Genomic DNA, 13,147 nt, shown 5'->3' on the forward strand with positions numbered 1-13,147 from the left:
CTAGCACGGCCCTCGGAATGGCTAGAACTTTTTTAGCGCCACGGTCTCCGTGGCGCTTTTTTTTGCCCGTCTTTCCGGCGACCGCCTGGTTCGCCGCGCCCTTCCGATACAGCCCAAGCCTGCCGCGTCCCGCACCTTCCTGCATCCGGTCCATGATTTTAATTAAATTCGGCTATCGGGACGAGTCTCGCCATACGTCATCGATCCTGCCGCGGCCGCGCAGTGCAAACACCGGCATGTCGCCGACACGGCGTGGTCGGCGGTTGTCATGACCGGCATGGGCGGTCGCGCACCGTCGTTTCGCCATCCCGACGATGCGCTGCAAGCCCGCCCGGCCGCGCATCCGGCCATGTGCGAAGCATGACGCCTCCCGCACACTGGTGGCCCCCTACGCAAAAGTAGGGGGGTGCCCCATCCCGGCCGTTCATGCGCATCTGCAGAATCCAGATACGGGTCAGGGCGATGACGTCGCCAGCCCGCGTCCGCAGCAGAGCATGACGTCCAGCGCGTATCGCTGGTTGACCCCTCGGATGGAGGTCATATGTTCAGTACCCGCGCGTATTGCAGCAGTGTGGCGGCACTGTTGCTGTTCCTGTGCGCCGCTCCTTCGTTCGCTCAGTCGTTCCGGGTTCAATGCCCGTTCACCACGCCCGCCCACCCGACCGCGCTCGCACCGGGCGTCGGCGAGCCCGCCTACACGAAACCGACCTACACCGGACAGACCTCGACCGCGACCGGTGCCGTCAACGGTGCGATCAAATGCCAGCAGATCTCCGGCGGCGACGGTTACGCGACGATGGCCAACGGCGTGCAGACCTACCTGTTCGCGTTCGGCCCGCTCTCCGGGCTTGCCGACGTCAAGGCGGGGTTGCCCGGCACGGAGCTCGCGTCGGTATTCAACACCGTCGGCGACCCGCGAACCGACCCGACCTACAACGGCGCGGTCGGGCTCGCGCCCGACCCGGATGCCGGCGGTGCGTTGACCGGCCACGTCGATCCGCGCCCGATCATGGACATCGGCGTGATGAACGGCAACCAGCCCGCGCCGCTGATGGCGATCGACGAGGACGACGAGTTCTTCCTCACGCTGACCAACGTCGGGATGATCATGCGTCCCGACCTGTTCGAGCGGCACACGGTGCACTTCCACGGCTATCCGAATGCGTCGTCGTTCTACGACGGCGTGCCCGATGCGTCCGTGGCGATCAACATCGGCGCGAGCTTCACTTACTACTATCTGGCGCCGGATGCCGGCACCTATTTCTGGCACTGCCACATCACGCCGCCGGAGCACCTGCAGATGGGCATGGTCGGGCAGATCTACGTGCGCCCGCGCCAGGACCGGGTGCCGAAGGGCGTGTCGCTGTACGAGGCGCTGGTCACGCAACAGGCGGACCTCCGGACGCGCTGCGGCAACGACATTCTGTGCTCGACGCCGCTGCCGACGCGCAACAACGGTCTCGTGCGCGCCGCGAATCCCAACATCCCGGCGACCTCGCCGGAAACGCTGTCGCTCTATGCGTACAACGACGGCGACGGCTCGACCGCGTACGACGTCGAGTATCCGATCCAGATCCACGGCTTCGATCCGAACTTCCACTTCGTCGGCATGACGTTCAATCCCGAGCCGTTCACCGACATGAAGGACAAGTTCTTCCTGCTGAACGGCCGCAGCTATCCGGATACCGTGACCGAAGGGCCGATGTCGACGCCCGCTTCGGACAGTTCGATGCATCCGTCGCAACCGCTGCCGACGTTGGTCAACATTCCGGCCGGCGGCCGGGCGCTGTTGCGGATCTCGGATCTCGACGTGACCGAATATCAGACGCTGGCGTCGATCGGCATTCCGATGCACGTGATCGCGATCAACGCCCGCATGCTGCGCGACATGGCCGGCAACAACATGGCCTACGACACCAATTCGATCACGCTCGGCGGTGGCGAATCGCTCGACCTGATTCTGGACGCCAGCGACAAGACGAAGTACCACTCGGGCCAGATTTTCTATCTGTACACGCCGAACCTCGATCACCTGTCGAACGATCAGGAGAACTTCGGCGGACTGATGACCGAGGTCCACATCTGCAGCGCCGTGGATCCGGTCACGAAGCATTGCACTCTTTGATGACCAGGGTCCGCCCGCCTCATCGGGCGGACCCGGCCGGGAAGTCCTGCCCTGAGGAGAAAAGCCGTGGGACACATCACTCATCATGCCTGGACCGCGACGCTCGCCCGTCTCGGACGGCTTGCACGCGTCGGTGTCGCGACGCTCGCCGCGTTGCTGTCGGTGCACGCGCAAGCCGCCGCGCCGGGCATCACCGGCAAGGTCTTCAACCTCACGGCCCAGGAGGCGCGCATCACGCAGCCGGACGGCACGAGCGTCTATTCGTGGGGCTACGGCTGTGCAGCGACCAGCGCGACGCCGCTCGTCTTCTCGCCGTCGACGATTACCGGTGCGACCTGTCCGACGATGCAGATTCCCGGTCCGACGCTGATCGTCAGGCAGGGTGACATCATCACCGTGACACTCACCAACAACCTGCCCGCGGCGGCCGGCAACACGTCGATGCTGTTTCCCGGCTTCGTCGTGTGCACGGGCACCCTGAGCCCGGACGGCAAGACCTGCACCGGCACCTCCGGCGTTGCCGGGCTGCTGGCGCAGGAAGCGCAGCACGGCGCGACGGTCACCTACACGTTCGTCGCGGCGACGCCGGGTACGCATACGTACTACAGCGGCACGCAGGGCGACCTGCAGATCGAGATGGGGCTGTACGGGGCGATCATCGTGCTGCCGAATACGGCGGTCAACACGGCAGGCTGCATGGCGCTGCCGGATTCGGGCAGGCCGTTCGGCCAGCACGATTTCCGCAACGCAGCGGCGGCATTCGACAACAGCGCGGCATGCTATGACCGTGAGTATCTTTTTCAGTTCTCCGAAATGGATCCGCGTATCCATCAGCAGGCAGAGCAGCAGGTGGCGGCAAATACGTCATGCACGAAGCCGACCGGCTGCATGACGGTCGAGACCGAGCCTTATCACCCGGCCTATTTCATGGTCAACGGCCGCTCGATGCCGGACGACATGGATCCGAACTACGCGCCGCAGTACCCGCACCAGCCGTACAACGGCAACCCGCACATGCATCCGGGCGAACTGGTGCTGCTGCGGATCATCGGCACCGGCCGCTGGCAGCATCCGTTCCACGAGCACGGCAATCACGTGCGCGTGCTGGCGCGCGACGGCAACCTGTTGCTCAGCCCGGTCGACCCGAGCCACCCGGCGAACCCGCAGTTGCCGGCCGGTCCGCTGCTGTTCACGACCACCACCACGCCGGGCACCACCCTGGACGGGATTTTCTACTGGACCGGCAAGGGCCTGAACTGGGACGTCTATGCGCACTACGCGGGCGACGGCTCCGTCTGCGTGCCGGACGCGAACGGCTACTACACGACGGCGTCGAATCCGCCGGCGCCGCGCAGCGCGCCGAACTACTACGAGTGGTGCCAGGACCACGGCAAGGCGCTCGAGAAGGCGCCGTTCGGCAAGGTCGCCAGCGGCGGGCCGGTCACGTTGCCGGACTCGAACATCCTGACGAACGGTTTCTGGTACGGCGGCAGTCCGTATCTCGGGCCGGACGCGACCGTGCGTGCGACCGCGCCGACCGGCACGTCGCCACCCAGCAACACGATCCTGAACCCGCCGGCGACGGAAGCAGGCTTCGCGTTCATGTGGCACTCGCATAACGAGCGCGAGATCACGACGAACAACATCTTCCCGGGCGGAATGATGATGATGATGCTCGTTGATCCTCCGGTATTTCCGATCGACGAATCCAATTAGGGGTGGGGAGAAAGGCGATGAGATCCACCAAGCTCACGGCGACGCTCCTTGATCTGTTCAAGGCGGGGGTCGCGGCATCCATATTGCTGACGGCAGGCGAAGCATGTTTCGCGCAAGCGGTCGTCAATCTGACGGCGAAGGCATCCACGGCATTGATGCCGGACGGGCAGGCGGTGCCGATGTGGGGCTACAGCTGCACGCCGGCCGCCGTTGCGGCGATGCCGGCCGCCAATGCGACCTGCGCGGCGGCGAATCCGGCCGCCGGTGCGAACTGGTCGCCGGTGGTCGTCACCGTGCCGGCAGGGCAGCTGCAGATCAACCTGACGAACAACCTGCCTGCGCCCGTGCCGACCTCGCTCGTCATCGTCGGCCAGCTGGGCGGCGGTCTGGGCGACAAGCCGACGACCACGCCGAGCCCGGCCCATCCGACGCAGACCGCCACGACCTGGCCGATCGTCACGGCGACCTCGACCGCGCCGATGGCATCGTTCGTGCCGCCCGCGCAGGGGCCGCGCATTCAGTCGTTCGGGACCGAGGTGGCGCCGTCGACCGATCCGAAATCGCACACGACGCTCACCTGGACCAATCTCAAGCCCGGCACCTACCTGCTCGAGTCGGGCACGCACCCGTCGATCCAGGGGCCGATGGGCCTCTACGGGGTGCTGGTGGTGAAGAGCCCGGGCGTCCCCAGCTCGACGTGCGCATCGACGAAGCAGGCCTATCCGCAGACGGCGTCGTGCTACGACGCCGACGTGCCGCTCGTGATGAGCGAGATCGATCCGGTGCAGAACGCCGCGGTCGCCGCGGCCGTCGCGACCAAGGGCTTCAGCGAAACCGCTGCGTGGTCGGGGCAGCCCGGCGGGTGCGGCGACTCGAAGTCGGTCACGTTCGGCACCTGCTATCCGCCGGTGGTGAACTACGATCCGCGCTATTACCTGATCAACGGCGTGGCCTTCGATCGCACCAACCCGAACGCGTCGGCTTTTCCGCCGAGCGCGACCGTGCCGCCGTCGACCGGGCAGGTGCTCGTGCGCATGGTGAACGCCGGGCTGCGCATGCACGTTCCGGCCGTGGTCGGCGCGCAAACGGGCAATCCGTCCGTTCCCGGCTTCACGCTGATCGCCGAGGACGGTAACGTGATTCCCGGCGCCGCGCGCATCCAGAACGCCGTGTTCATGGCGGCTGGCAAGACCTACGACGTGATGGTGAACGCGCCGGCCGCAGGTGCGATGCCGGTATACGACCGCGAGTTGAGCCTGTCGACCAACAATATGCGCGATGGCGGGATGCAAGGCTACATCGCGGTCAACAACGCCCAACCGTCGGCGACCGCCGGCGTCGGCGAAACGCCGACCGCCGCGGGCGCGAACTACTACTTCGTGCCGGGCACGACGCTGGCCGTGTCCGATCCGGCCAAGGGCGTGATCGCGAACGACTCCGGCGTGTACGGCGTGAAGGTCCAGACGCCGCCCGCGAGCGGCACGCTCACGTTGAACACGGACGGTACGTTCACGTATCTGTCGAGCAGCGCGACGAACGACAGTTTCGTCTATCAGTCGACCAACGGCACGCCGCCGGTGACGGCGAAGGTGACGCTGACCGCCTGCACCACGAGCAACAAGTGCCTGTCGGTTCCCACGGCCGGCAATGCGAGCTTCTCGAGCAACATCGCGTCGCAGGTTCAGATCGGCGCGCCCGGCGTGCTCGCCAGCGCGAGCGATCCGTCCGGGCTGCCGCTCACCGCGCAGATCGTCGCGTCGAGCGCGACGAACGGCACCGTGACGCTGAATCCGGACGGCTCGTTTACCGCGGCGCCGACGACGCCGCCGATGGCCGGTGCGTCCGCGCAGACGATGACGTTCCAGTACAAGGTCACCAACACGCAGAACCAGACGAGCGCGAACGCAGGGACCGTGACGGTCACGTTCAATCCCGGCAGCGGGCTGGTCGTGAACGTGATGGATGCGCCGAGCATGGCGCCGGATGCGGTCGCACCGAACAAGATGGTCAAGCTCACCGACTATCGCTGGATCATCGAGGAAGACCGCACGATGCAGATCGATCCGGCCTGCCAGGTGAACTCGACGACGTCGCGGCCGGCGAACTGCCCGCCGCTGCCGGTGCCGAGTCTCGGCACGAACTTCCATACGAGCTACATGCCGGTGGTGGCGGCCGGCTGCGTCGGCACCGTCGCGTGCGAATCCGGGCAGACCGTGTACGACCCGGTGTCCAACACGCACCTGCCGACCGTGTGCGACGTCGGCAACGGCGCGTGCCGTACCGGCACGAACGTTTCGCAGCAGACGCCGGTCGATCCGAAGTACGTGGCGCTCGATCCGACCAAGCATTACTACATCTCGATCCTGCCGGGTGACGCGGGCAACACGTTCGTGAATGGCGGCGGCGTGCCGCCCGCCAACACCACGCGGCAATTCAGCATCGCGCTCGACTGCCCGTCGGGCCCGAGCGGCGCGGATTTCGCGCCGGGCACCGGCAAGTGCGGCCACAGCATGGGCGGCGCGCCGATTTCGCCCGCGCAGATCACGGCCGCGAAGGCCGGGCAGACCGCGGCGGGCCAGGCCGGGCAGCTCAACGTGCTGCTGACGGAAACCCCGTACCAGACCGCGAAGCTGTCGGTGTTCGTGTTCGAGGACGATGCGCCGCTGAACGGCGAAGTGGATGTCAGCGGCGGGACCGACGGTTTCGGCACCGCGCGCGAGCCGGGCCTCGGCGGCTTCGAGATCAAGCTCTGGGACGACGCCGGTGGCACTGGCGACCCGACCGGGCAGATGACCTACGACATGTTCAACATGCCGCTGTCGAATTCGCTGCAGGGCACCATCGACCCGCTCACCGGGCTCAATGCGTGCCCGATCACGACGGCGACCGACGGCCTGGTCGGCATGATCCCGACCTGCCCCAAATTCGAATCGGACGGCAAGACGCTGTCGCCGCTGGTCGGCCAGGCGGTCATCGCCAACCTGATGCCGGGCCGCTACGGCGTGATCGCGACGCCGGCCGCCGACCGGATCGGCCGTGGCGAGGAATGGCTGCAGACCAACACGCTTGACGGCCAGAAGGCGCACGACGCGTTCATCAAGGTCGGCGGGCCCGCGTACTTCCAGGAGTTCGGGCCGGCCGGCTATCACGTGTCGATCGGCTTCGCGAATCCGAAGACCATCAACGCGCGGCGCACCAACACGGCCAAGACGGGGCTGTGCGACACCGGCGCGTGCCCGAACACGATCACGGGCCGCGTGACGAACCTGCACTACGGCCGTCCGCCGAACGAGAATCTGTACAGTAGCGGTTCGCACGATTCGCTGGCGTTCTCGCAATGCTATGTGAGCGTCGGCGATCCGGACGGCGAGGATTACGGCTTCACGAAGTGCGACAGCCAGGGCCGCTTCACGATCAGCGGGTTGCCGAGCGGCACGACGCGCATCACGGTCTTCGATCAGTGGAACGACCAGATCGTCGACGGGCTGGCGAAGGCCGTCCAGCTGCCCGCGGCCAACGGGAGCACGACGGTCGACGTCGGTGATCTCGCCGTGCTGCAGTGGCAGACGAACCTCTATACGCGGACCTTCATCGACCTGCACGGCGACGGCATCTCGCACCCGGACGATCCCGGCATCGCGCTGGCGTCGACCAACCTGCGGTTCCGCGACGGCAGCTTCTCGAGCTTCAACAACACGGACGGCAATGGCTATGCGCCGTTCAACGAAGTGTTCCCGTTGTTCAACTGGTACGTGGTGGACGATGACCAGACGCGCTTCAAGTCGACCGGCACGCACGTCGTGTACGACGCGGGCGGTCCGGTCGACAGCACCGGCGTGCCCGGCAGCGGGAACTCGACGATCGCCGGGAATTTCGCGAACACGGTCGAAACCTTGCCCGTGCCGTCGAACCTGCGGGTGCCGGGCGCTCGCTACTGCGCGGACGCGGATTGCTCGTCGACCGGCAGCGGCTCGACCGGCCGGGTCGATCCGCCGTGGGTGAACTCGGAGGCATGGCAGGGCTTCTCCGGGCAGAACTCGTTCATCGAGTTCGGCAAGACGCCGTTCGCGAAGGGCGAGAACGGCGGGATTCACGGCGAGGTGATCTATGCGTCGACGCGGCCGTTCGACGATCCGACGCTGCTTATCCACACGAAGTGGACGCCCAACGTGCCGAACGTCACGGTGAACCTGTATCAGGAGGGCACGGCCGCGGACGGCACGTCCAACCTGACGCTGGTGGACACGACCAAGACGGCGAGCTGGGACGACTGGGCGCAGGGCTTCCGCGCGGACGGCGTGACGCCGAACATGAACTGCCCGGGCCAGGATCCGAACGACCCGTTCTACTTCACGCTGAAGAACAGCACCAACTGGCTCGATCCGCAGCATCGGCAACTGCCGGCGAACGCGCAGTTCAAGTGCTACGACGGCATGCACGTGTTCAACCAGATCCAGCCGGCGCCGTATGACGGGATGTACAAGTTCCCGAGCGTGACGGCGACGGATGCGAACGGCAAGCCGGTCGCGTCGAACTGCACGATCTGCGTCGGCAAGAACCCCGTCGACGGCACGCCGATGCTGCCGGCCGGCAAGTACGTGGTCGAGATCATCGTGCCGCCGGGCTATGAACTGGTGAAGGAGGAAGACAAGAACATCCTGATCGGCGACAACTTCATCGCCCCGGTGACGCAGCAGTTCGGCGGGATCGGCGCGATCTTCATCCTGCCCGACCAGGCCGCGGTGAACTCGACGTACAACAAGAACAATGCGCAGAACCCGACCACGAACCTCGGTTCGACGCCGCATGCCGAAGGCGACACCGGCAGCGTCGAGCGGTTCTGGCCGTGCGTCGGCGAGCTGCGCATCGTGCCGGACTACATCAGCCTGTTCCCGGGCTCGAAGGAAGTCGCACCGTTCGCGGGCGCGTCCCGGCATCTGTGCGATCGCAAGGAGGTGATGCTGACCGACGAGGAATCCGTGCTCGCGAAGTTCTGGATCTTCAGCTCGACGCACGTCGCGGCGCACTACACGGGCTTCATGCTCGACGACTTCTCGTCGGAGTTCGACCCGTATTCGCCGCAGTTCGGCGAGAAGTTCGCGGTGCCGAACGTGCCGGTCTCGTTCAAGGACTTCTCCGGCAACGAAACCTCGCGCACTTATTCGGACCAGTGGGGCATCTACAACGGGCTGACCTTCTCGACCTGGGAAGTGAACCCGCCGAACCCGACCGGCTATGCGCCGACGATGATGGTCACGTGCATGAACGACCCGGGCCCGATCCCCGATCCGAATCATCCGGGCAAGATGATGACCGATCCGATGTACAACCCGGCCTACAGCCAGTTCTGTTACGAGATTCCGTTCATGCCCGGACAGACGCAGTACATGGATACGCCGGTGGTGCCGGTGCAGGCGTTCGCCGACGGATACAACCAGCCCGACTGCGCGTATCCGGATGCGACGCCGGCGATCTCGAGCGTGACCGGCGATGCGATCGGCGCCGGCGCGGGCCCGTGGGTCAGTGCGCCCGGCAAGACGCTGACGATCAAGGCGCTGGGCGACCAGCAGGTGCCGAACCACGCGTACACCGGACCGAACAAGACCGCGGCGCCGTTCAACCAGAAGTTCATCACGCGCCACTACGGCTTCGGCGGATCGCAGGGCACCGGTACGGTCACGATCGCGGGCGTCAAAGCGCCGGTCGTGTCGTGGAGCGACTCGCAGATCGTCGTCACCGTGCCCGACCTGAGCATTCCGACGCTGCCGGGGCTGACGGTGCCGTCGACCTGCACGATCCAGCAGATGGGCGCGCCGGCGACGCAGTGCGGCGAGCTCGTGGTCACGGCCGGCAACGGCAAGCGCTCGATCGACGCGGTCACGGTGACGGTCGGCGGCAAGACGCCGACCTACGTCGGCGGCGAGAACGGCGCGAGCAACGCGCTGCAGACCGCGATCGACAACGCGAGCGCGGGCGACATGATCGTCGTCGGCCCGGGCACGTACAACGAGATGCTGGTGATGTGGAAGCCGGTGCGGCTGCAAGGCGTCGGCGCCGCGTCGGTGACGGTCAATGCGAACACGCATCCGTCCGGCAAGCTCGATCCGTGGCGCAGGCTGATCTCGTGCCTGTTCGGTACGTCGCTGGACGGCGGGATGATTTCGGCCGCGTACGACCCGACGAAGCCGATCTCGCCGACCAACAACCCGTACGATCCGTCAGGCGCCTATCAGTGCTCGACGCAGATGCAGGGGCACGCGGATCCGATCCCGTTCGAGCCGACGGTCGGCTGGGACGGTACGCTGAACGGCAATCTCGGCGAGCTGCTGATGGAGCCGTCGCTGCTGGGCGCGTATGAAGGCGCGGGCATCACGGTGCTGGGCAAGGGTGTGAGGCCGAGCGCGAACTGCACCGCGAACGGCGTCTGCACGCTGCTCACGCGGCACGACTGCACGACGGATCCGAACAACCCGAACTACAGCAACTTCCTGTGCAACCCGTCGCGCATCGACGGGATCACGGTCACCAACAGCTCGCAGGGCGGCGGCGGGATTTTCCTGCACGGCTGGAACCATTACACGGAGGTCTCGAACAACCGGGTGACCGGCAATGCCGGCACGCTGTCGGGCGGCATCACGGTCGGCCAGGTGGAGGTGCCCGACGGCACCATCGCCGCGGACGGCGTGACGCAGCTGCCGTTCATGTACAACACGTTCGTCAACGTTCACCACAACGCGGTGACGGGGAACGCGTCGTACGGCGACGAGATCAACTCGACCACGCCGTCGTCGGCGGGTGGCGTGACGCTCTGCTCGGGCGCCGACTACTACAAGTTCAACTACAACTGGGTCTGCGGCAACATCAGCAGCGGTGACGGCGGCGGCGTCGCGCACTTCGGGTTCAGCTACAACGGCGACCTGTCGCACAACGTGGTGCTGTTCAACCAGAGCAACAACCCGACGTTGCCGACGTACGGCGGCGGCATCATCGCGCAGGGCGTGCCGCCCGACGGCACGTTCTGCGAGAACAGCCTCGTCGACGTCGACTGCGCGCCGCAGCTCTCCGACGGCATCGGCCCGGATCTGGTGATCGACGGCAACCTGATCATGGGCAATACCGCGGAAAGCGGCAAGGGCGGCGGCCTGCGGCTGCAGAACGTCAACGGCACGGACGTGCAGCGCAACCTCGGCAACCCGAACAAGTGGTACCAGGTGCGCGTCATCAACAACATCATCGCGGACAACGTGGCCGGCTGGTCGGGCGGCGGCGTGTCGCTGCAGGATGCGGTGCGCGTGAACTTCATCAACAACACGGTGATCGCGAACGATGCGACGGCGTCGGCGGGCGTGCTGTTCAATACGCCGGCCGCGTCGCAGTCGAACGTGCCGCCGCCCGGATGCACGAGCAGCCCGAACAGCGCGGACTCGACCTGCACGAGCTTCATCGAGACCTCGACGCAGCAACCGGCCGGGCTGGAGACGACGTCCCATACGCAGAACCTGCTGGCAGCGTTCGTCCCGCCCGCGAATTTCAACGGGCACGTCAGGTGTCCCGAGGATGCGCCGAACTGCACGAAGTTCTCGAACCCGGTGCTGACCAACAACCTGTTCTGGCAAAACCGCTCGTTCTACATCTCGGTGAGTTCGCAGCCGAACCCGAACATCCCCGGCGTGCAGAACGCGGTCACGTTGAACCCGGTCCTGAACCAGAAGGGGCAGTCGACTGGCTACTGCGTGACGGGCGGCACGACCCCGCCGTTCTATTGGGATATCGGCGCGTACGGCGACACCGGGCCGGCCAATCACCAGTCCGGGCTGACCATGAATCCGCGACATTCGATCATGACCAGCACGGCGGGCTACGACGCGACCAACATCGCGGCGGATCCGCAGACGGTGGGCCAGTACTGCAACGGGTCGCGGGTGCCGCCGGAAGCCGGCGGGAACGGCTTCGCCGTGCCGCCCGGGATCGCCGACGCGGTGATGCCGAACCCGCTGTTCGGGCTGATGCCGACGGCCACGCCCGATGAAGGCAACCAGTGGATCAACATGTCGTACGGGCCGCTGTCGCTGTTCAACGAGGCGCTCACGCCGGGCAGTGCGGGTTACAACGTGATGATGGGCAACTACTCGATCAAGGGCACGTCGCCGGCGATCGGGGCGGCCACCGGGCATGGCGCACCGCATCACGACATCTTCGGCACGCCGCGGCCGCAAGCCAACGGCTACGACATCGGCGCGGTCGAGTACGTGACGCCGGGCCTGCTTGGCGGCCTGCTCGGCGGCGGCACGCCGATCGACCCGCTCGCACTGGGGGGCCAGCCGACCGGCCTTGCCGCGCTTATCCCTGGGGGCGGTGGAATTCCGGGCGGCGGTGGCATCCCGGGTGTCGGCGGAATTCCGGGCGGCGGTGGCATCCCGGGTGGCGGCGGAATCCCGGGTGTCGGCGGCATCCCGGGCATCGGCGGAATCCCGGCCATCTTCAGCCGTAACGTACCGCTGCCACCGATCGTGGCGCCGGCGCTGAGGCGGCCGCTTGCAGGGGCGCGGCTGGCTCCGCCGGTGACCCGGCCGCGGCCGGCCGGCGCGCTGACGCAGTCTCCGGCGCTCGCGCGGCCGCCGTCAAACGTGCTGCTGCAGGCCCCGGCCCAGACGCCGCCGCGCAATCGCACGCAGACGCAGACCCGTACCCAACCGGGTACCGCGCCGCGCCCGCCGGCGCCGATTCCGGCACAGGCGGCACCCGCCACGCTCACCGGGGCGCTGCGGTGAAACGGGCCGCGTGGCGCACGGCAGCGGCGCTGCTGCTCGCGGGCGGCGCGTGCGTTGCCGTGGTCCTGCCGCGGCCGGCCGCGGCCGGGCAGGACGCGCCGGCCGAGGCCGCGCACCGGCGCTCGCCGTACGTGCCGGTGAGCCTGCCGCGCGAGGCGAAGGCCTATTACCAGATGGGGAAAGGCATCGACGACCTGCACGTGCGCAGCACCGCGTCGGGCAACCTGATCCGCTTCAGCTATCGCGTGGTCGATCCGGACAAGGCGCGGCTGCTCGCCGATACGAAGTCGACCGTCTACCTGTACGGAGAAACGAGCCACGCGATGCTCGTGATTCCGGTCATGGACCAGATCGGCGCGCTGCGGCAGACCGGCCAGCTGATCGCCGGTCAGGAGTACTGGATGGTGTTTTCCAACAAGGGAGGGCCGATCAAGCGCGGCGAACGGGTCAGCATCCTGATCGATTCGCTGCATATCGACGGGCTGGTGGTCGAGTAATCACATAAACGCGTGCCGTCGCGCATCGGCAACGGGCG

Annotated in this window: 4 protein-coding genes; all 4 read left to right on the forward strand. The window is 66.8% G+C overall.

The features are described 5' to 3' along the window. Positions 1–541 precede the first annotated feature (541 nt). On the forward strand, positions 542–2,125 hold the full coding sequence (locus CFB50_RS06170) for a multicopper oxidase domain-containing protein (protein WP_089445250.1): 1,584 nt from the start codon (positions 542–544) through the stop codon (positions 2,123–2,125). Between the two features lie 66 nt (positions 2,126–2,191). Then, on the forward strand, positions 2,192–3,841 hold the full coding sequence (locus CFB50_RS06175; RefSeq protein WP_089445251.1) for a multicopper oxidase domain-containing protein: 1,650 nt from the start codon (positions 2,192–2,194) through the stop codon (positions 3,839–3,841). A 17-nt stretch (positions 3,842–3,858) separates the two neighbouring features. Further along, entirely contained in the window at positions 3,859–12,612 is an 8,754-nt protein-coding gene (locus CFB50_RS06180) for a choice-of-anchor Q domain-containing protein (protein ID WP_089445252.1), read from the forward strand. Continuing rightward, positions 12,609–13,109, forward strand: a complete 501-nt coding sequence (locus CFB50_RS06185; RefSeq protein WP_089445253.1) for a hypothetical protein — start codon at positions 12,609–12,611, stop codon at positions 13,107–13,109. The genes CFB50_RS06180 and CFB50_RS06185 overlap by 4 nt, the downstream gene beginning before the upstream one ends. Positions 13,110–13,147 lie beyond the last annotated feature (38 nt).

This window comes from Burkholderia sp. AU33423 (assembly GCF_002223135.1).
GTDB classification, from domain to species: Bacteria; Pseudomonadota; Gammaproteobacteria; order Burkholderiales; family Burkholderiaceae; genus Burkholderia; species Burkholderia lata_D.